The 20,463-nt window shown below is 62.9% G+C and carries 20 protein-coding genes; 11 read left to right on the top strand and 9 right to left on the bottom strand.

Going from position 1 to position 20,463, the window contains the following annotated elements:
- Positions 1-3 precede the first annotated feature (3 nt).
- The 5 genes from ACTJKM_RS07080 (at position 4) to rplI (ending at position 3,266) form a co-directional block, all read left to right on the top strand.
- Positions 4-516: a ClbS/DfsB family four-helix bundle protein gene (locus ACTJKM_RS07080; protein ID WP_058329422.1), complete on the top strand. Its 513-nt coding sequence runs from the start codon at positions 4-6 to the stop codon at positions 514-516.
- 274 nt (positions 517-790) lie between these two features.
- Entirely contained in the window at positions 791-1,237 is a 447-nt protein-coding gene (gene rpsF / locus ACTJKM_RS07085) for a 30S ribosomal protein S6 (protein WP_057252714.1), read from the top strand.
- Between the two features lie 26 nt (positions 1,238-1,263).
- The gene (gene rpsR / locus ACTJKM_RS07090; protein WP_025426448.1) at positions 1,264-1,512 is read left to right on the top strand and encodes a 30S ribosomal protein S18; all 249 of its coding nucleotides are present in this window, start codon (positions 1,264-1,266) and stop codon (positions 1,510-1,512) included.
- 191 nt (positions 1,513-1,703) lie between these two features.
- Entirely contained in the window at positions 1,704-2,657 is a 954-nt protein-coding gene (locus ACTJKM_RS07095; RefSeq protein ID WP_058329423.1) for a hypothetical protein, read from the top strand.
- Positions 2,658-2,690: 33 nt separating this feature from the next.
- Positions 2,691-3,266, top strand: coding sequence for a 50S ribosomal protein L9 (gene rplI / locus ACTJKM_RS07100; RefSeq protein ID WP_057252717.1), 576 nt, complete (start codon positions 2,691-2,693; stop codon positions 3,264-3,266).
- Between the two features lie 102 nt (positions 3,267-3,368).
- Here rplI and ACTJKM_RS07105 read toward each other — a convergent pair whose 3' ends face one another.
- The 3 genes from ACTJKM_RS07105 to ACTJKM_RS07115 are packed head-to-tail and all read right to left on the bottom strand — an operon-like array spanning position 3,369 to position 6,643.
- On the bottom strand, positions 3,369-4,466 hold the full coding sequence (locus ACTJKM_RS07105) for an HlyD family secretion protein (RefSeq protein WP_058329424.1): 1,098 nt from the start codon (positions 4,464-4,466) through the stop codon (positions 3,369-3,371).
- Positions 4,467-4,484: 18 nt separating this feature from the next.
- Complete coding sequence (locus ACTJKM_RS07110; RefSeq protein ID WP_082663723.1) at positions 4,485-6,194, bottom strand: MFS transporter; 1,710 nt, start codon at positions 6,192-6,194, stop codon at positions 4,485-4,487.
- 5 nt (positions 6,195-6,199) lie between these two features.
- Complete coding sequence (locus ACTJKM_RS07115; RefSeq protein WP_057252722.1) at positions 6,200-6,643, bottom strand: MarR family winged helix-turn-helix transcriptional regulator; 444 nt, start codon at positions 6,641-6,643, stop codon at positions 6,200-6,202.
- Between the two features lie 334 nt (positions 6,644-6,977).
- On the opposite strand from ACTJKM_RS07115, the gene ACTJKM_RS07120 reads away from it, so the two are divergent.
- Positions 6,978-8,480 (top strand): replicative DNA helicase, encoded by a 1,503-nt coding sequence (locus tag ACTJKM_RS07120; protein WP_057252724.1) that lies wholly within the window; start codon positions 6,978-6,980, stop codon positions 8,478-8,480.
- A 110-nt stretch (positions 8,481-8,590) separates the two neighbouring features.
- Here ACTJKM_RS07120 and ACTJKM_RS07125 read toward each other — a convergent pair whose 3' ends face one another.
- From ACTJKM_RS07125 to ACTJKM_RS07135, 3 genes are all read right to left on the bottom strand, one after another.
- Positions 8,591-8,902 (bottom strand): AzlD family protein, encoded by a 312-nt coding sequence (locus tag ACTJKM_RS07125; protein ID WP_057252725.1) that lies wholly within the window; start codon positions 8,900-8,902, stop codon positions 8,591-8,593.
- Entirely contained in the window at positions 8,899-9,552 is a 654-nt protein-coding gene (locus ACTJKM_RS07130; protein ID WP_058329475.1) for an AzlC family ABC transporter permease, read from the bottom strand. The genes ACTJKM_RS07125 and ACTJKM_RS07130 overlap by 4 nt, the downstream gene beginning before the upstream one ends.
- A 121-nt stretch (positions 9,553-9,673) precedes the next feature.
- A complete protein-coding gene (locus tag ACTJKM_RS07135; protein ID WP_058329426.1) occupies positions 9,674-10,531 on the bottom strand; it encodes an AraC family transcriptional regulator in 858 nt (285 codons plus the stop codon).
- A gap of 154 nt (positions 10,532-10,685) precedes the next feature.
- On the opposite strand from ACTJKM_RS07135, the gene alr reads away from it, so the two are divergent.
- The 5 genes from alr (at position 10,686) to ACTJKM_RS07160 (ending at position 16,630) form a co-directional block, all read left to right on the top strand.
- Positions 10,686-11,825 (top strand): alanine racemase, encoded by a 1,140-nt coding sequence (gene alr / locus ACTJKM_RS07140; RefSeq protein WP_058329427.1) that lies wholly within the window; start codon positions 10,686-10,688, stop codon positions 11,823-11,825.
- 157 nt (positions 11,826-11,982) lie between these two features.
- Entirely contained in the window at positions 11,983-13,386 is a 1,404-nt protein-coding gene (gene radA, locus ACTJKM_RS07145; RefSeq protein WP_058329428.1) for a DNA repair protein RadA, read from the top strand.
- A 231-nt stretch (positions 13,387-13,617) separates the two neighbouring features.
- Positions 13,618-14,241 carry a CvpA family protein gene (locus tag ACTJKM_RS07150; protein ID WP_057252728.1) on the top strand — a complete coding sequence of 208 codons (624 nt, stop codon included), beginning with the start codon at positions 13,618-13,620 and terminating at the stop codon, positions 14,239-14,241.
- Positions 14,242-14,386: 145 nt separating this feature from the next.
- Positions 14,387-15,877, top strand: a complete 1,491-nt coding sequence (gene purF / locus ACTJKM_RS07155; protein ID WP_057252730.1) for an amidophosphoribosyltransferase — start codon at positions 14,387-14,389, stop codon at positions 15,875-15,877.
- 12 nt (positions 15,878-15,889) lie between these two features.
- Positions 15,890-16,630, top strand: coding sequence for an SDR family NAD(P)-dependent oxidoreductase (locus tag ACTJKM_RS07160; RefSeq protein ID WP_057252731.1), 741 nt, complete (start codon positions 15,890-15,892; stop codon positions 16,628-16,630).
- A gap of 75 nt (positions 16,631-16,705) precedes the next feature.
- Here ACTJKM_RS07160 and pssA read toward each other — a convergent pair whose 3' ends face one another.
- The 3 genes from pssA to ACTJKM_RS07175 form a co-directional block, all read right to left on the bottom strand.
- Positions 16,706-17,581 (bottom strand): CDP-diacylglycerol--serine O-phosphatidyltransferase, encoded by an 876-nt coding sequence (gene pssA, locus ACTJKM_RS07165; protein WP_057252733.1) that lies wholly within the window; start codon positions 17,579-17,581, stop codon positions 16,706-16,708.
- A 9-nt stretch (positions 17,582-17,590) separates the two neighbouring features.
- Positions 17,591-18,289: a phosphatidylserine decarboxylase gene (locus ACTJKM_RS07170; protein WP_058329429.1), complete on the bottom strand. Its 699-nt coding sequence runs from the start codon at positions 18,287-18,289 to the stop codon at positions 17,591-17,593.
- 115 nt (positions 18,290-18,404) lie between these two features.
- Positions 18,405-20,291, bottom strand: a complete 1,887-nt coding sequence (locus ACTJKM_RS07175; protein ID WP_057252736.1) for an ABCB family ABC transporter ATP-binding protein/permease — start codon at positions 20,289-20,291, stop codon at positions 18,405-18,407.
- Between the last annotated feature and the right edge of the window lie 172 nt (positions 20,292-20,463).

The raw sequence follows: 20,463 nt of genomic DNA on the forward strand, positions 1-20,463 counted from the left end.
CCGATGGCCGTGCCTCAGACAAAAGCGGAGTTGCTCAAGGCGATCGACGTCCAGTTCGCCAAGCTGATGCGCGAACTGGAACAGGTCTCCGACGACCAATTTCGCGAGCCTTCGCTCGAAGGGCACGCCAAGGGCACCACGATGAGCGTCGGCGATCTCGTCGCCTACCTCATCGGCTGGGGCGAACTCGTCATCAAGTGGATCGACCGCGATCAGCGCGGCGAACCGGTCGACTTCCCCGAGACCGGATATAAATGGAACGAGCTCGGCAGGCTCGCACAGAAGTTCTATGCCGATTTCCGGGCTCTCTCGCCGACGGAGCTCATCGCCCGCCTGCGACGCAGCAACGAAACGCTGGAAGCGCTGATCAAGGCGCGGGACGACCAGGCGCTCTACGGGAAGCCGTGGTACGGCAAATGGACGCTTGGTCGCATGATTCAGTTCAACACATCCTCTCCCTACGCCAATGCCTCAGGGCGTTTGCGCAAGTGGAAGAAGGCCAAAGCGCTGGCCTAGATATCTAAAAGATGCGCCAAGCCTTGCCTTCCGGCGAAAAATGCGTATAAGCGCGCTGTTCGAAATGCCCGGTCTTCTGGCTGGTGGCTGAACGGAGGGCCGGCTTCCTCGAGGGGAGCCGTTAGGATTGCAAGTCTTTCCGGCCTCCCGTGTCTCCGCTCTCGACCGTCTCGATACAACACTTTCTTGCCGGCTGCCTGTCAGCCACTAAGAACAGTCGTTGAGGCTTAGCCGCCGAGGTCCGGGCTGATTAACGCAAGAAAGGCAAGCCACAATGGCTCTTTATGAACACGTATTCCTGGCCCGCCAGGACATCACGCCGCAGCAGGTCGACGGTCTCGTCGAGCAGTACAAGGGCGTGCTCGAAGCAAACGGCGGCAAGGTCGGTCGCGTCGAGAACTGGGGCCTGAAGTCCCTCACCTACCGCATCAAGAAGAACCGCAAGGCTCACTACGTTCTCATGGACATCGACGCTCCGGCAGCGGCTGTTCACGAAATCGAGCGTCAGATGCGCATCAACGAAGACGTCCTGCGCTACATGACGATCGCCGTTGAGAAGCACGAGGAAGGCCCGTCTGCCATGATGCAGAAGCGCGACCGCGACGATCGTCCGCGCCGCGATGGCGACCGTCCGGAGCGCAGCTTCGGCGACCGTGGTCCGCGTCCGGACCGTGGCGACCGCGAAGACCGCCCGCGTCGTCCGCGCGAAGACCGCGCGTAATCAAGAAGCTTTAGGAGATAAAGACAATGGCTGAAGTTTCTTCCGCTCCGGTTCGTCGCCCGTTCCACCGCCGCCGCAAGACCTGCCCCTTCTCGGGCGCAAACGCTCCGCGGATCGACTACAAGGACATCCGTCTGCTGCAGCGCTACATTTCCGAGCGCGGCAAGATCGTTCCTTCCCGCATCACGGCCGTTTCCCAGAAGAAGCAGCGCGAACTCGCCCAGGCGATCAAGCGTGCACGCTTCCTCGGCCTGCTGCCCTACGTCGTTTCCTAAGAACGGCTGACTCTCCGTTGGTCATCTGACTCGACGGAAATTGACTCCAGGGAGAGGCGCTCCCCTTAGGTGAGCGCCTCTTTCTCTCCCTTCCGCGGTGGGCGCGGATCGGAACAGGTGCGACAGCACCAAAATCCCATGCTGGGGCCGGGCTCTGCCATCCCCTAACTGCACGAAGCAGGACAGCGAACGTGACGAACGTGAACAGGACATCGCTGCTGACCGGCGTTCTCGCCGGCTTTACCGCCGCCCTCTTGTCGATGGGCGCGAACACGCAGTCGTCTCTTGCGATCGTCCTCTATGCCGCCTCCGCACTCCCGATCCTGATTGCCGGCCTTGGCTGGGGCAATGCAGCGGCGATCACCGCGATCGTCAGCGCAGGTGCCACCGCTGCCGCGCTCATCTCGCCCTATTTCGCGCTGCTGATCCTCGTCGTCACGCTGATCCCGGCCGGTTGGCTCAGCCACCTCGCCAATCTTGCCCGTCCGGCCTCCGAACTCGGTGGCCCCGACGAAGCGCTCGCCTGGTATCCGCTCTCCGATATTCTCAGCCACCTCGCCGGCCTCGTGACCGTCGGCATGATCATCGTCGGCCTCATCGTCGGCTATGGCGCCGACATCTCCGACCGCATGGTCGATATCGTCATCCAGGCGGTGAAGGCGCAGGACCCGGGCTATAATCCGGACGTCACTGCCGTTGCCCAGATCAAGTCGCTCTTCACACTCGCTTTGCCGCTCGTCCAGGGTGCGATCTGGGTGCTGATGCTCTTTACCGCCTATTATGTCGCGACCCGCATCGTGCAGATGTCGGGCCGGTCGCTGCGCCCGCGCGAGGATATCCCCTCGACGCTGCGCATGCACCGCAACGCGATCTTCATCTTCCTCGGCGGCCTGGTCCTCACCTTCCTCGGCGGCGCGCCCGCAACGATCGGTGCGTTGATCTGCGGAACCTTCGGCGCAGGCTTTCTGCTCGCCGGCTTCGCCTCCTTCCATTTCCGCACGCGCGGCAAGTCCTGGCGGCTTCCCGTGCTGTGGATCGCATACCTGTCGGTGCTCGTGTTCACGATCCCGGCATTCTTCTTCCTCCTGTCCGGCCTGATCGATACGCGACGCACCATCGCGGTCACGCCGGTTGGAAAAAACTGACCAACGAATTGGAACACTGAAAGGAAAACCAACATGCAAGTCATTCTTCTCGAACGTATCGCCAAGCTCGGCCAGATGGGCGAAACCGTAAAGGTCCGCGACGGCTTTGCTCGCAACTACCTGCTGCCGCTCGGCAAGGCGCTGCGCGCCAACGCCGCCAACAAGGCCCGTTTCGAAGCTGAGCGTTCGACGCTCGAAGCCCGCAACCTCGAGCGCAAGTCGGAAGCCCAGTCGGTTGCCGAAAAGCTCGACGGCAAGACCTTCGTCATCGTCCGCTCCGCTGGCGAAACCGGCCAGCTCTACGGTTCGGTTGCTGCTCGCGACATCATCGAAGTTCTCGCTGCCGAAGGCTTCAACGTCGGCCGCAACCAGGTCGACCTCAACCACCCGATCAAGTCGATCGGCCTGCACAAGGTCACGCTGCACCTGCACTCGGAGGTCGAGATCTCGGTTGAAGTCAACGTTGCCCGTTCGGCTGAAGAAGCCGAGCGCCAGTCCAAGGGCGAAAGCCTGACCTCGGCCGACGCCATCTACGGCGTTGACGAAGATGCCCTGAAGCCGGAAGACTTCTTCAACCCGGAAGCCGAATTCGAAGGCGAAGAAGAATAAGCCTTAGCGGCCATCCCAAATGAGAAAGCCCGGGTCATCGATCCGGGCTTTTTTTATGGGCTCAGGGGGTAGAACTAAAACCGCAAGACGCGAGGCGGCAGATTACCCATGCGCAGCGACGGGCATGGTGTCGCTGGTCACCTGATCCGCCGCAGTCCGCGCCGGCGCGTCCTTGTCGACGCGCACAACGACCGAGAGGCCGGGCGAGAGCATCTCAGCCAGCGGCTGACCGGGATCGACCACGATCCGCACGCCGACGCGCTGGGCCACCTTGGTGAAATTGCCGGTGGCGTTGTCCGCGCGGATCACGCTGAATTCCGAACCGGCTGCCGGCGAGAAGCGCTCGATGTGTCCCGTAAGTTCGCTCTTCTGCAGGGCGTCGACCGCAATGGTGACGGGCTGGCCAGCCTTCATGCCGTCGAGTTGGGTCTCCTTGAAATTGGCGACGACCCACACTTCGTTCGGCACCAGCGCGAGCAGTTGCGATCCCGCCGTCACATATTGACCGATCCGTGCGCCGATCTCGCCCAACCTGCCGTCACGCGGTGCAACGATGCGGGTGTTTTCAAGATCGATACGCGCCAGTTCGACGGCCGCCTCGGCACCGGTCACGGCAGCTTCCAATCCGGCGCGCGCGCCAAGCGTGGTCGCCAATGCCTGCTTCGCCACTTCCAGCCCGGCCTCTGCCTGGCTCACAGCCGCGTCCGCCTGTTCGAAGCCGGCACGCGCCTGATCGGCATCGCTGCGCGTCGACACGCCCTTTTCGGCAAGCGGGCGAATACGATCCCAGGTGGCGTGCGCCCGATTGAAGGCCGCCTTGGCGCTATCGAGCTGCGCTTGGCTGGCGGCGATGCCAGCCTTGGCCGACAGTTCCTGCTGATGGGAGTTGGCGAGCGCCGCCTTCTGCCCGGCAAGCGTCGCTTCGGCCTGCGCCAGCTTCTGGGCGTAAATGCGATCGTCGATCTTCACCAGCAACTGCCCGGCCTTGACCGCCTCGTAGTCGTGCACGGGAACATCGGCGACATAGCCCGAAAGCTGCGGGCTCATGATCGTGACGTAGCCGCGCACATAGGCATTCTCCGTCATCTCCACGGAGCTGTGGAACGGTGGCAGCCGCCAGGCATAGAGCACGAGGGTCACGCCGGCGATGCCGGCAAGGAGCACAATGATGGTGGTCGGGGAACGTAGGAACTTCAGCATGGTCATCAACTCGATTAATCAGGCGGCCGGTGCCGGCGCGGGGTCGGTCAGCCGCTGCGTGAGCCAATTGTAGGACATGTGCAGGAGCAGGCCGGCGAGCGCGAAAAGCGCGATCACGGCGGCAAGCAGGAATGCGTCGTTGTAGGCGAGGATATAGGCTTCACGGGTGACCTGCTGCGACAGGAGCACGGTGCCCTCGCCGCCCAGCAAGGTCTTGTCGCCCATCACTTTGCTATAGGCGGCGGAGAGCTGGTTGACGCGCTGGGCAACCAGCGGGTTCGACAAGACGATCTGTTCGGAGAGAATATTGGAATGGAATTTTTCACGGATCGTTACGAAGGTGCCGAAGGCTGCGGAGCCGACCAGGCTGCCGATGCTCTGGGTGAAGAGGAAGATCACGATGAAGCTCAAGATGTAGCTCGGCCCCTTCGCAAGCGCAGCCTTGAAGCCGCGCGCCATGGCCGGCGGCAGGAAGAGCGCAGTGCCCGAGGCAATCATCGCCTGGCTCAGATACATCTGCTCGGGCCGTGTCAGGCTCGTCGCCTGGCTGTCCATGTAGGCGCCGGTCGCCAGCAGGCCGAGCGCCAGGACGTGCACACGCTCTGCATGCTGCGGGTTCATCAGCACGGCACAGAGCAGGCCGCCGGCTATCGCCGCGGCAAGGATGATCCAATACAGCGTCGCGACCTGTTCGAATTGGAGGCCGAGCTGTTGATATAAATTCGTCGCGATCGTGGACTGCTCGGAGGCAACCAGGCGGAAGACGAGCAGAACGGCAGCAAAGTGCACGATCTCCTTCGAGGCGATCCAGCGTATGTCGATCAACGGCACCTTGCGATGGAGTTCAATCAGCACCACGGTCGTCAGTGTTGCGATTGAAACGACCAGGAGAACGCCGAGCCAGGGTGCCTCGAACCACCAGTAGAGACGCCCCATGGTCAACACGATGGCTAGGCAGCCGAAGGCAACGGCGACGAACAGATAGCTCAGGATATCCGTGCGCTGGATGACCTTGGCATGCGGCACCGGCGTCAGCGGCAGCAGATAGATGATCGGCAGCGCGATCAGTGCCAACGCCATTTCGAGCGTGTAGAGCGCATGCCACTGGCCATATTCGATCAGGGTCGGCGAGATCAGCCGGGTGATCGGCGCGGAGATCGTCGTGCAGGTGAGCGCCAGTGCCAGACCGACTGTCAGCTTGCGCGCCGGCGGAAAGGCTTCGAGCATGTAGAGGAAGCCGAGCGTCGACATCGGTGCAGCAGCAATGCCGCTGATGAAGCGGACGACGATGGCCGAATGCAGGTCGGAAACGAAGACGTTCATCAGCGATACGATGACGAAGCCGACGATGCTGATTTCGGCAAAGCGGCGCAGCCCGTATTGAGCGCGAATCTTCACCAGCGCGATCGACAGGCTGACATTGGGCGCCATGTAAGCCGCCGACAGCCAACCGGCCTCGACAGAGGTCGCCGAGAGCGAACCCTGGATCTGCGTCAGATTGGCAAGCGCCAGGTTCATGCCCAGGCCCTGCGTCAGGAACAGGAGAACCGACCCGACGACATAGACCGCCGATAGTGCCAGGCTTTTGTCGACCGGGGCGGGCGCCGGCACCGGGGCCGGGATCGGTGCAGCGGGAGAAACCGCCTCCTCGTCATAGCTAGCCACGCCCGTCTCCAGCGGAGCGGCGTTACGATTGTCGTTTGCAGCAGCAGTGGCGACTGCGCTCATCGCCGTCACTCGCGCGCCAGCGACTGGACGTTGTCGGCGATCGCCCGCACCACTCGCTGCGTCACGGCAAGTTCGGCGGCATCGATACCTTGCAGCACTTCCGCCCGAATCTCGTCGGCAAGCCGCAGGATTTCGTCAGCGACGGAGCGACCGAACTCAGTCATATGGATCTGCTTGGCGCGCCGGTCGGAGGCCTCGACCCGCCGCTCGATGAAACCTTGCTTCTCCATGCCATCGAGCAATCGCACCAGTGTCGGCGTTTCAATATCGAGCTCATCGGCCAGCTCGCGCTGGTTCAAACCATCCTTCCGGGTCAAGGCGAAGAGCGCTCGGGCCCGCGACAGCGTGAGGCCCCTCTCCTTCACCCGAGCATCGAACACGGCCCGCAGCTTGCGATTGACCAGCGACAGAGCATCGAACAATTCGCGGTTCACGGTGGGCTGATACATTGGTATCTTTTCCATATTACTAGCATGCTAATTATTTTGACTCTATCTAATCCAAATGCGGGGGATTTTCAAGATCAGGATTTTGAGGCGGGGGAGGACGGCGCTAGACTTCCCCATGCCCGGAAGGCTCGGGTGATTCGTCGCGTCAACGGCCAATTTTGTAGCAAGGCGAGATTCTACGCTTTTGTGAACCTGGCCTGTGGATCAGTCGAACAACGGGAAAAGCGCGAGGCTGCGATGAGACGCTTTGCGAGTGTGTCCCCCCTGCACTTGACCCGGCTCGCGCCAGATCGCAAACCGGTGCCACACCAGACAAAGGCAGAGATAAAACGACATGAATGACGCGGCGCGAAAGCTATCCCCTATCGGCAAGGATCAGGCGGACCAGCACTATCGCGAGGCGCCGAACAACCTTGAAGCCGAACAGGCTTTGCTCGGCGCGATCCTCGTCAACAACGACGCCTTCTATCGCGTCTCGGACTTCCTGAAGCCCGTGCATCTGCACGAGCCGCTGCACCGCAAGATCTTCGAGGTTGCCGGTGACATCATCCGCATGGGCAAGACCGCGAACCCCGTCACCATCAAGACCTTCCTCAAGGCCGACGAAAAGGTCGGCGACCTGACCGTCGCGCAGTACCTTGCGCGTCTCGCTGCCGAAGCCGTGTCGATCATCAATGCGGAAGACTACGGCCGCGCGATCTACGACCTCGCTCTTCGCCGCTCGCTGATCACGATCGGCGAGGACATGGTCAATATCGCCTACGACGCGCCGCTCGATATGCCGCCGCAGGGCCAGATCGAAGATGCCGAGCGCCGCCTGTTCGAACTCGCCGAGACCGGCCGCTACGACGGCGGCTTCCAGTCGTTCAACGATGCCGTGGCGCTCGCGATCGACATGGCGGGTGCGGCCTTCGAGCGCGACGGCAGCCTCTCGGGCATTTCGACCGGCATCCATTCGCTGGATGGCCGCATGGGCGGCCTGCAGCGCTCGGACTTGATCGTGCTTGCCGGACGTCCGGGCATGGGCAAGACCTCGCTTGCCACCAACATCGCCTACAACATCGCCGCGGCCTACGAGCCGGAAGTCCAGGCGGACGGTTCGTTCAAGGCCAGGAACGGCGGCGTCGTCGGCTTCTACTCGCTCGAAATGTCGTCCGAACAGCTCGCCACCCGTATCATCTCCGAGCAGACCGAGGTCTCCTCGTCGAAGATCCGCCGCGGTGACATTTCCGAGGCCGACTTCGAAAAGCTCGTCGCCTGCTCGCAGATGATGCAGAAGGTGCCGCTCTATATCGACCAGACCGGTGGTATCTCGATCGCCCAGCTTTCCGCCCGCGCCCGGCGCCTGAAGCGCCAGCGCGGCCTCGACTGCCTGGTAGTGGACTATATCCAGCTCATGACCGGCTCGGGCAAGTCGAGCGACAACCGCGTGCAGGAAATCACCCAGATCACCACCGGCCTCAAGGCGCTCGGCAAGGAACTGAATGTTCCGATCATCGCATTGTCGCAGCTCTCCCGTCAGGTGGAGAGCCGCGAAGACAAGCGCCCGCAGCTCTCCGACCTTCGTGAATCGGGCTCGATCGAGCAGGACGCCGACGTCGTGCTCTTCGTGTTCCGCGAGGAATACTACGTGAAGAACCTGGAGCCGCGCGACGAGTTCGATCCGAAGTACGAAGAGTGGAAGATGAAGATGGAGCAGGTAAAGGGCACGGCGGACGTGATTATCGCCAAGCAGCGTCACGGACCGACCGGCACCGTGAAGCTCGCCTTCCAGTCGGAATTCACGCGCTTCACCGATCTCGCCGATCCCTCCTTCACCCAGTACGAAGAACACTAGAGTTCCGTGGGGGCGGCCGGAGCGGGCTGGGAAAAATGTTTGCGGTTTCCCAGCCCGCTCTACTTCACAACGAGCCGCCCAAGCGTGATGGGCTCAACCGGCACCGCCTTTTACCAGGCACCGCCTAGAACCTGACGCAACAACGCCACCGAAACCACGCCGACGGCAACGGATGCCAAGAGCGGCAGCCTGGTTGCAGCAACGGCCGTCGCCGCAGCGGCAATCGTTTCGGCCGGGCCGGTGACCAGTGCCGTCGGAGCGATGACCGCCATCAGAACCGCCGGCGGGATGGCCTCGAGGGCGCGCTTCTGGTTTTCTCCGATCGTGACATAGCGGATCAGCACGAGACCGCCGATGCGGGTCGCGACCGTCGCGACGGCCATGGCCAGGATCGCAAGCAAAGTGTTGAGATCGACGCTCATGCGTGGGCCTCCTTGTGTCCGCCTGAAAGCATAGCCACGACGACGCCGGCTGCAGCACCCGCCGCAATGTACCAGACGCCCGGCAGCAATTGATGCGTGACCACGGCCGCACAAGCGCTTGCGGCCAGAACGGCGCCCGTTTCGCGCCCCTTCCAGAAACCCATGACCAGGATGATGAAAACGGCAGGGAATGCGAAGTCGAGGCCGATGACCTTGGGATCGCCCAGCAGGGCGCCAACCATCGCGCCCGTCAGGCTCGTCAGGACCCAGGCGCAGTAGAAGGGCACGGCGAGGCCGGCATACCAGGCGGGCGTGAGTTTGCCATTGCTCGCGCGCATCTCGGCCATGGCCCAGATTTCATCGGCGAGAAGCAGCATCGAGGCATAGCGGGCCGGCCCGGAGAAACCGTCAAGCTTGCTGCCGATCGAAGCGCTCATCAGCACATGGCGGACGTTGACGAGCAGTGCCGAGAAGCCGAGTGCGGCCCAGTTCGCCGGATGTGTCCAGATATCCATGGCGACGAATTGCGACCCGCCGGCAAAGACCAGTGCGCTCATCAGCGTCACCTCGGCCGGCGTCAGCCCCTTGGCCGCCGCCACCGCACCGAACACCAGGCCGATCGGCATGACGGCGACGATCAGCGGCGTCATCGCGATCGCCGCGGCCCGAAATTCCTGCAACGCATTTCTTACCTGCAACGTCCCTGTCTCCATTCACACGAAACGGAGAACGTCTATAGGCGGAAGCAGGTCCCGTATTGAACGAAAGTGATCAGCCGGCACGGAAGGCGCCGGGTGTCACGCCGGTGCGCGCCTTGAAGTGGCGGCTGAAATGCGCCTGATCGGCGAAGCCGCACTGGTAGGCCGCATCCACCGCCGACCAGCCATGCCTGAGCAAGGTCTTGGCGGTGCGCACGCGCTTGTCGGTCAGAAAGGCATGTGGAGTGATATGGAATTCCTTGCGGAAGGCGCGGATCAGGTGCGCGCGGCTGAGCCCTGCGACCTTGGCGAGTTCCTCGAGCCCGACGTCTTCAGCATAATTCTCGATCAGATAGTCCCGCGCCCGATGCACGGCGGACTGCTCGCGCGTCTCGATCGGGGTGATGATCGTACTGCCGTGCCTCTCGAACATCGCCGCAAGCACGCCGAACATTCTTTCTTCGGCCTCGAGCGTGCCGCCTGCCAGCTCAAGCGTTCGGTGCGCTTGATGAAAGGACAAGGCGAGGTCCGGATCCTGCAGCACCCGCCTCGAGAAGGACGGCGTTCCCTTGAAAGCGCGACCGGTCACGTCCTCGATGATGTTCACCAGCAGATCGGCGCTCGGATAGACCATGCGATAACGATAGCCGCTGCCGCCGGGGTGGCCGTCGTGGATTTCGTCGGGGTTGATCAGGTAGAAGAACCCAGGGCCCGCCTCCGAACGTTCGCCCTTGATCTTGCTGATCTGCGAGCCCGCCTCGATCGCGCCGATGCTGAACGTCTCATGTGCATGCGGCGCGAATTCATGGGTAATGAAGGTCGCCGTCAGACATTCCATGCCCATAAAGCGAGGATCGCGCCAAAAGCGCGTGCGCTCACCGCCTTCAATCGGCATGACCTCTATGGCTTCTTCCTGCGAAATCGTCTGCATTGGGCAACCATAGTGACCCGAGGCGATCCCGTCTTGCACAAAAGTGCTCATCCTTCCTTCAGGGCCCGCGTGACGGCGATGCGACAGGCGAGCATTTGCGACCATGGGCCGTTGGCTGTATTGCTCTTCGTATCGTCCACGAAGAGTGTCCGGCATGCTCCCCCCAGAATTTCTTTCCGCCTCCAACCGCCTCACGATCGATCTCGGTGCGCTTACCGACAATTGGCGGACGATGAATGCCCGCTCCGGCAAGGCGCGGGCGGCAGCGGTCCTGAAAGCGGACGCCTATGGCCTCGGCATCGATGATGCAGCCCCTGCCCTCTATGCCGCCGGTGCGCGCGACTTCTTCGTCGCCAATGCCGAGGAAGGTGCGGAACTGCGCCCCCTCGTTCCGGAGGGCCGCATCTACATTCTCGCGGGCATGTGGCCGGGCAACGAAGAGCTCTTCTTCGACAATGACCTGGTGCCGATCATCAATTCCGACGAGCAGCTTGCGGTGTTCATAGCGGCTCTTTCCGAGCGCGGCGACCACCCCTGCGTGCTGCATATCGATACCGGCATGAACCGGCTGGGCCTCTCGGTCGAGGCCGCCGTGGCGCTTGCCAATGACCCGGCGCGACCCGCAAGCTTCTCGCCAGTCCTGATCATGAGCCACCTCGCCTGTGCCGACGAACCGCAGCACCCGTTGAACGCCTACCAGCTCGGGCGCTTCCGCGAAGCGACAGCTGCCTATGAGGGTGTCGATGCAAGCCTTGCCAATTCCGGCGGTGTCTTCCTGGGCGCCGACTATCATTTCGAGCTCACCCGGCCGGGCATCGCCGTCTATGGCGGCGAGGCGGTCAACGATGCCATCAACCCGATGACCCCAGTGGTAACCGCCGAAGCCAGGATCATCCAGATCCGCGAGGTCGCGGCCGGAGGCACGGCGAGCTACGGCGCCTCCGCCCGCTTCGACAGGGACAGCCGCATCGCCACCGTCGCTGTCGGATACGCCGATGGCTACCATCGTTCGGTCTCCGGCGGCGGCGTGACTCTACGGCAGGCAGCCCCGTCAGGGGCATTCGGCTTCCTGCACGGCAAGCGCGTGCCGCATGTGGGGCGCGTCACCATGGACCTCAGCCTGTTCGACGTCACCGACCTGCCGGCCGGTGCAGCGCGGCCGGGCGATTACATCGAGCTTTTCGGCCGAAACATCGCCATTGACGACGTGGCGCGCGCCGGCGGAACCATCGGCTATGAGCTGCTGACCAGCCTCGGGCATCGTTACATCAGGAACTATGTCGGCGCCGTCTGACGTGGCTTTCCTGCATTTTCCTTGCGGCCTTCGCTAAAATTCACCTTTTGTTCCGCGTTCCGCGGCATTATGTGACGACGAAGGTGATTCTTCTGTCGTCGGCGGCATCGCCTCGCATGTGTGCCGGCGGCTCCCAGATTTCGAAAGTCCGATCCTGATGGCGAAAGCCCGTACCCAATTCATCTGCCAGAACTGCGGCACCGTCCACACCCGCTGGGCGGGCAAATGCGAAGGCTGCGGCGAATGGAACACGATCATCGAAGACGATCCGACAGCGGGCATCGGCGGCGGTCCGACGCGCGCGCCGAAGAAGGGCCGCCCAGTGGCGCTCACCACGCTTTCCGGCGAGATCGAGGACGCGCCGCGTATCCAGACCGGCATTTCGGAATTGGATCGGGTGACCGGCGGCGGCTTCGTGCGCGGCTCGGCGTTGCTCGTCGGCGGCGATCCGGGGATCGGCAAGTCAACCGTGCTGATGCAGGCAGCGGCCGCACTTTCGCGTCGCAACCACCGGGTCATCTATGTCTCGGGCGAGGAGGCCGTTGCTCAGGTGCGTCTGCGCGCCCAGCGCCTGGGTGCTGCCGATAGCGACGTGCTGCTTGCCGCAGAGACCAATGTCGAGGACATCCTGGCAACGCTTTCGGAAGGCAAGCGCCCCGATTTGGTGATCATCGATTCGATCCAGACGCTATGGAGCGACATCGTCGATTCGGCGCCCGGCACCGTCACCCAGGTGCGCACCGGGGTGCAGGCGATGATCCGCTTCGCCAAACAGACAGGCACCGCCGTCGTGCTCGTCGGCCACGTCACCAAGGAGGGCCAGATCGCCGGCCCTCGCGTTGTCGAACACATGGTCGATGCGGTGCTTTACTTCGAAGGCGACCGCGGCCACCACTACCGCATCCTGCGCACCGTCAAGAACCGCTTCGGCCCGACCGACGAGATCGGCGTTTTCGAAATGTCGGACAAGGGTCTGCGCGAAGTCGCCAACCCGTCGGAACTGTTCCTCGGAGAACGCAACGAAAAATCGCCGGGCGCCGCCGTCTTTGCCGGCATGGAAGGCACCCGCCCCATTCTTGTCGAAGTGCAGGCGCTCGTCGCGCCGACCTCACTCGGTACGCCGCGGCGCGCTATCGTCGGCTGGGACTCGGCCCGCCTATCGATGATCCTCGCTGTGCTCGAAGCCCATTGCGGCGTACGCCTCGGCCAGCACGACGTTTATCTCAATATCGCCGGCGGTTACCGCATTTCCGAGCCGGCCGCCGATCTAGCTGTGGCTTCCGCACTGGTTTCATCGCTTGCCGGGCTTGCCCTTCCGGCGGATTGCGTCTATTTCGGCGAAGTCAGCTTGTCGGGCGCCATCCGGCCGGTTGCGCATACCGCACAACGCCTTAAGGAAGCCGAGAAACTCGGGTTCTCGCAGGCGGTCCTGCCGTCCGCGTCCACCGAATTGCCGAAAAACGGCAATGGCCGATGGAGCGAAATGGAAAGCCTGCCGGATCTGGTGGCGCGCATCGCGGGATCGCGAAACGCGCTGAGACCGGTGGAGGACGAAGATTGAAGATGCGGGTGTCGCAGACCGTCCACTACTGCATAGTTCCTTAGATCGGGATCGATTTAAGGACAAAATTATGCAGCAGGTCTGAGCGCTACAGCGACCTTTGCGCGCCCGAAAGGACGCGCAGCGCTGTAGGGGCCGCGAAGAGGCTGAAAATGCCCTGAACGTCAAGCAGGGCCGATGGCGGATAGGCTTGAGGAGACCCGGACGAACCGGGTCCGGAGTAAGGACAAAATGCCCATTACAATTCTCGACGGTATCGTTCTCGGCGTCGCCCTGTTTTCCGCAATCCTGGCCATGGTTCGAGGCTTCTCGCGCGAGGTGCTCTCGGTCGCGAGCTGGGTCGGTGCGGCCGCGGCCGCCTATTTCCTCTACCCGCAGCTTCTGCCCTACGCCAAGCAGTACACCAACAGCGATACTGTCGCGCTGATCGGATCGGCGGCGGTGATCTTCCTGGTCGCGCTGATCATCATTTCCTTCATTACCATGCGGATTGCCGATTTCATCATCGACAGCCGCATCGGCGCGCTCGACCGCACCCTCGGCTTCCTGTTCGGTGCCGCCCGCGGCATCCTGCTGGTCGTCGTCGCCATGCTGTTCTTCAACTGGCTCGTCGCGCCGCAGCAGCAGCCGACCTGGGTAACCCAGGCGAAATCGAAGCCGCTGCTCGACAATCTCGGCAACAAGCTGATCGCGCTTCTGCCTGAAGAAGCCGACGCCACCATTCTCGACCGCCTGCGCGGCAAGGACACCACCGGCGAAGGTGAAGGCGAAGCACCGGCGGCGACCCCCGGCCAGACACCGTCGACGACGCCGGAGCAGGCGCCCGCCGACGACGCACCGGCCACCAACGGCTGAGACAGGAACGATTTGCCGACAAAGCCCGCCCCGCGGGCTTTGTCCTTTTGGGGAATAACGCTTGCAGCCGTTTTCAGCTAAGATCGCTTGAAGATGGCGGGCCTGATCACGATATGCGCACCGGTACGGAGCAAAGGCGACAGTGATGACCGATCTGAGATCCATGGAAATCCACGATGAACTCGAAGGCGATGAACTGCACGAAGAGTGCGGCGTCTTCGGCATATTGGGGCACTCGGACGCGGCGGCGCTGACGGCGCTCGGCCTGCATGCGCTCCAGCATCGCGGCCAGGAAGCCGCCGGCATCGTCACCTTCGACGGCAAGCAGTTCTGCACCGAAAAGCGCATGGGCCTCGTCGGCGACCACTACACCGACCCGGCGACGCTGGCAAAGCTCCCCGGCTTCATGTCCATCGGCCACACCCGCTACTCGACGACGGGCGAAGTGGCGCTGCGCAACGTCCAGCCGCTCTTTGCCGAACTTGAAGTCGGCGGCATCGCGATCGCTCACAACGGCAACTTCACCAACGGCCTCACCCTTCGCCGTCAGTTGATCGCCGATGGCGCCATCTGTCAGTCGACCTCCGACACCGAAGTCGTCCTGCACCTGATCGCCCGTTCCAAGCAGGCCTCCTCGTCCGACCGCTTCATCGACGCCATCCGACAGATGGAAGGCGGCTACTCGATGCTGGCGATGACGCGCACCAAGCTGATCGCCGCGCGTGACCCGATCGGCATCCGACCGCTCGTCATGGGCGAACTCGACGGCAAGCCGATCTTCTGCTCCGAGACCTGCGCGCTTGACATCATCGGCGCAACTTACGTCCGCGATGTCGAGAACGGCGAGGTGATCATCTGCGAGATCCAGCCCGACGGATCGATCTCGATCGATTCTCGCAAGCCGGAGGTATCGCAGCCGGAACGCCTCTGCCTGTTCGAATATGTCTATTTCGCCCGCCCGGATTCGGTCGTCGGCGGCCGCAGCATTTACGTGTCGCGCAAGAACATGGGCATCAATCTCGCCAAGGAGGCGCCCGTCGAAGCCGATGTGGTGGTTCCGGTACCGGACGGCGGAACGCCGGCCGCCCTTGGCTATGCCCAGCAGAGCGGCATTCCCTTCGAATACGGCATCATCCGCAACCACTATGTCGGCCGCACCTTCATCGAGCCGACGCAGCAGATCCGCGCCTTCGGCGTCAAGCTCAAGCACTCAGCCAACCGCGCGATGATCGAAGGCAAGCGCGTCATTCTGGTCGATGATTCGATCGTGCGTGGCACGACGTCGGTGAAGATCGTGCAGATGATGCGGGAGGCCGGTGCACGCGAAGTGCATGTGCGGGTCGCGAGCCCGATGATCTTCCACCCGGATTTCTACGGCATCGACACGCCGGATCGCGACAAGCTGCTCGCCAACCAGCATGTCGACCTCGCCTCCATGTGCCGCTACATCGGGGCAGACTCGCTCGAATTCCTGTCGATCGACGGCCTCTATGAGGCGGTCGGCGGCGAGAAGCGCGATCCGAAGGCGCCGCAGTTCACCGACCACTATTTCACCGGGGACTATCCGACCCGCCTTCTCGACCAGGAAGGCGCCAGCAATGTCCGCAAACTCTCGGTTCTCGCCAGCAACGGATAATCAGACAATAAAATGACGATCGATCTCAAAGGCCGGGTGGCCGTGGTCACCGGCGCATCGCGCGGTATCGGCTATTTCACCGCTCTCGAACTGGCCAAGGCCGGTGCCCATGTCGTCGCCTGCGCGCGCACCGTCGGCGGGCTTGAAGAACTCGACGACGCGATCAAGGCGGCGGGCGGTTCGGCGACGCTGGTGCCGTTCGATCTCGCCGACATGGCAGCGATCGACAAGCTCGGTGGCGCCATCAACGAGCGCTGGGGCAAGCTCGACATCATGGTCGCCAATGCCGGCGTGCTCGGCACGATCTCGCCGATCGGCCATGTCGAGGCGAAGGTGTTCGAAAAGGTAATGAACATCAACGTCAACGCCACCTGGCGGCTGATCCGCTCGCTGGAGCCGCTGCTGATCAAATCGGACGCCGGCCGTGCGCTGATCCTGTCGTCGAGCGCTGCGCACAAGTGCAAGCCCTTCTGGGGCCCCTACTCCGCATCGAAGGCCGCCGTCGAGGCGCTGGCTCGCACCTGGGCCGGCGAAACGCAGCGCCTGCCGCTGCGCATCCTCTCTGTCGATCCCGGCGCCACCCGCACGGCGATGCGCGCCCAGGCGATGCCCGGCGAGGATCCGGAGACCGTGCCGCATCCCTCCGAAGTTGCCGCCAAGCTTCTGCCGCTCGTCGGCCCTGACCAGACTGAGACCGGCAAGCTCTACATCGTCCGCGAAGACAAGATCGTCGATTACCGGATGCCGGAGTAAGCTTCGGCGCGCTTTCCAAACAAAAAGGCCACCGTGTCACCACGGTGGCCTTTTTGTACCTTAGCTGAAACTCAGTCAGTCCTTGTCACCCGGCAGGCCGTCGCCGCCTGTCGATGGATGGGCCGGCCAGTCGCCGCCGTATTTGCGCTGCCAGGAGCGCGCGCCGAAAGGCAGCGTGATCAGGTAGCCAAGGGCCGTCACCGCCATCGTCTCCCAGGTATAGGTCATCAGCGTCGCGACATAGAAGACGACGCCGAGAATGGCCGGCAGGACGAGATCGCGGCGCACACGGCTGTTTTCCGACTTGCCGGACCAGACCGGCAGACGGCTGACCAGCAGGAAGGCGATCAGCACGGTGTAGCCCGATGCAATCAGCGCGAAGGTGCGCTCGGGCGCCAATCCCAAGAGGCCGAGATAGACCGGAAGCAGGACCAGCATGGCGCCTGCCGGTGCCGGCACGCCAACGAAATATTCCGACTGCCACGGCGCCTTGGACTGGCGCTCGGCCATGACGTTGAAGCGCGCAAGCCGCAGGCCACAGGCGATCGCGTAGATCAGCGCCGCGATCCAGCCGATCGAGCGGGCCTGATCCAGGATGAAGACGTAAAGCACGAGCGCCGGCGCAACGCCGAAATTGATAATATCGGCGAGGGAGTCCATCTGGCCGCCAAAATTCGACGTCGCCTTCAGCAGGCGTGCAACGCGGCCGTCGATGCCGTCGAGGAAGGCCGCGAGCAAGACCATGGCAACGGCAAGCTCGATGCGGTTTTCGAAGGCGAGCCGAATGCCCGAGAGACCGGCACAGATCGCCAGCACCGTGATCAGGTTCGGGATCATCAGCCGCAGCGGTATCTCGCGCAGCCGAGGACCACGACCGGTGTCGTTTGAACCGCTCGCGTCGCCGGTAGCTTTCGGCGGTTCGGCTGGGTTTTCCTGTTCAGAGCCTTCCATGTACACTCCTTATGCGCGACGGCTGAGGACCGGGCCCTTGGCCGAGCCGAACTCGGCAAGCACGGTTTCGCCGGCAACGGCAGTCTGGCCGACGCTGACGCGCGGCTCGGCTCCTGCGGGCAGGAAGACGTCGAGCCGCGAACCGAAGCGGATCAGGCCGAAGCGCTCGCCTGCGTCCAGCGAGCCGTTCTCATATTTCCAGCAGAGAATGCGACGGGCAACGAGGCCGGCGATCTGGACGACGCCGATCGCACCGTGCTTGGTCTCGATCACCAGGCCGTTGCGCTCGTTCTCGTGGCTGGCCTTGTCGAGCTCGGCATTGACGAACTTGCCGGCGCGGTAGGCGACGCGGGTGATGGTGCCGGCCATCGGCGCACGGTTCACATGGCAGTTGAACACGTTCATGAAAACCGAGATGCGGAGCATCGGTTCCGAGCCGAGGTTCAGCTCTTCCGGCGGCAGCACCGTTGCGATCGACGAAACGCGGCCATCGGCTGGGCTGATCACCAGATCGTCGTCGATCGGCGTCATGCGTTCAGGGTCGCGGAAGAAATAGGCGCACCAGGCGGTCAGCACGAAGCCGATCCACATCAACGGCTCCCACAGGAAGCCAAGCACCAGCGACACGACAAAGAAGATCGCGACGAAGCGATAGCCTTCCTTGTGCACCGGTACGAGCGTGTTGCGGATCGTATTGACCAGGCTCATAAACTCTACTCCAGATTTTCCGTGGAACGTGAACTAGCGCGAAATCCCCTGGCGGGCAACGTTGCCCGCCAGACAGCGACAAAACGCGTCGCGCTCAGCAAAGAAAGAAACGCCATCAGATCGCCGGCTCGCCGCGGGTAACGATGCCGAGATCGTCACTTTCGCGCACGCGCTTCAACTGCTCCTCGGCCTGCGTTGCTTCGCGCTGGCGGCTCCACATCGACGCATAGAGGCCGTCGCGGTCAATCAGCTCGCCATGGGTGCCGCGCTCGGCGATGACGCCATCCTTCAGCACGATGATCTCGTCGGCGTTGATTACGGTCGAAAGCCGGTGGGCGATCACGAGCGTCGTGCGGTTGCGCGAGACCACGTCGAGCGCTGACTGGATTTCCTGTTCCGTGCGCGTGTCGAGTGCCGATGTCGCCTCGTCGAGGATCAGGATCGGCGGCGCCTTGAGGATGGTGCGGGCGATTGCGACGCGCTGCTTCTCGCCGCCTGAGAGCTTCAGGCCACGCTCGCCGACCATGGCCTGGAAGCCTTCGGGCAGCGTGTGGATGAAGCCGGCGATCTGTGCCGCCTCAGCGGCCGCTTCGACCTCGGCCTCGCTGGCAGAGACCCGGCCGTAGCGGATGTTATAGGCAATGGTGTCGTTGAAGAGCACGGTATCCTGCGGCACCATGCCGATGACCGAGCGCAGGCTCTTTTGCGTCACGGTCCGCACGTCCTGGCCATCGACGGTGATGGCCCCTTCCTGCACGTCGTAGAAGCGATAGAGCAGCCGGGAGAGCGTCGACTTGCCGGCGCCCGACGGGCCGACGACCGCGACCGTCTTGCCGGCGGGCACTTCGAAGGTAATGCCCTTGAGGATCGGTCGCGCCGGATCATAGGCGAAATGCACGTCCTTGAAGGCGATGGCGCCCTTGCCGATGACGAGTTCGCTCGCATCCGGGCGATCCACCACTTCGGCGCGTACGTCGAGCAGATCGAACATGTGCTCGATATCGGTCAGGCCCTGGCGAATTTCGCGGTAGACGAAGCCGATGAAATTGAGCGGAATTGCAAGCTGGATCAGCATTGCGTTGATGAAGACGAAATCACCGAGCGTCTGTTCACCGCGCTGAACGGCGAGCGCCGACATGATCATCATGACAGCCGTGCCGGCGCCGAAGATCAGCGCCTGGCCGAAGTTGAGCCAACCGAGCGACGTCCAGACCTGGGTCGCCGCGGCCTCATAGCGCTCCATCGACTTGTCGAAGCGACGGGCTTCCATCTCTTCGTTGCCGAAATATTTGACCGTCTCGAAGTTCAGGAGCGAGTCGATCGCCTTGGTGTTGGCGTCGGTGTCGCTGTCGTTCATCGAGCGGCGAATGGCGATGCGCCAGTCGCTCGCCTTGACCGTGAACCAGATGTACAGCCAGACGGTGACGGCCGTCACAAACAGATAGCTGAAACCGTAGCCCCACCAGAAGATCACCGCCGTCAGCAGAAATTCGATCAGGGTCGGCACGCTGTTCAGGATCGTGAATCGGACGATCGTCTCGATGCCCTTGGTGCCGCGCTCGATGACGCGCGAAAGCCCACCGGTGCGCCGCTCCAGATGGAAGCGCAGCGAGAGCTGGTGCATGTGGACAAAGGTCTTGTAGGCAAGTTGGCGAACCGCGTGTTGGCCAACGCTTGCAAACAGCGCATCGCGAAGCTGGTTCAAGCCGGCCTGCAGCAAGCGCGCGAGATTGTAGGCGAGCACTAGCATCACCGCGCCGGTGAGGAACTGAGGCAGGAAACCCAAGGCATCCGGCTTGCCGTTCAGCGCATCGGTTGCCCACTTGAAGGAATAGGGAACGAGGATCAGAACGACCTTGGCGATGATCAGAATGACCGTTGCCCAGATGACCCGGAGCTTGAGATCGGCCCTGTCCGTCGGCCACATATAGGGCCAGAGATTGGCGATCGTCTGCAACGGATTGCTCGTATCGGCCGAAACAGTTTTCTTCTGGGGTGCCACGTTCTGATCCGCTCTTACGTTTCGCGCTGCTTGACGGCTTAGGGAGCCCCACGAGCCTTGCCGCACCGTGCTTTCCCTCTACAGCGCCGTCATCACCGTTCAATGAAAAGCGGCGCCTCGTTGAAGGCGCCGCCCTTGATCGAGAGATAGGCATCCATCGCCGCCGCCGCAA

The sequence above is a fragment of the Ensifer sp. 22460 genome (assembly GCF_052044935.1).
Lineage (GTDB): Bacteria > Pseudomonadota > Alphaproteobacteria > Rhizobiales > Rhizobiaceae > Ensifer.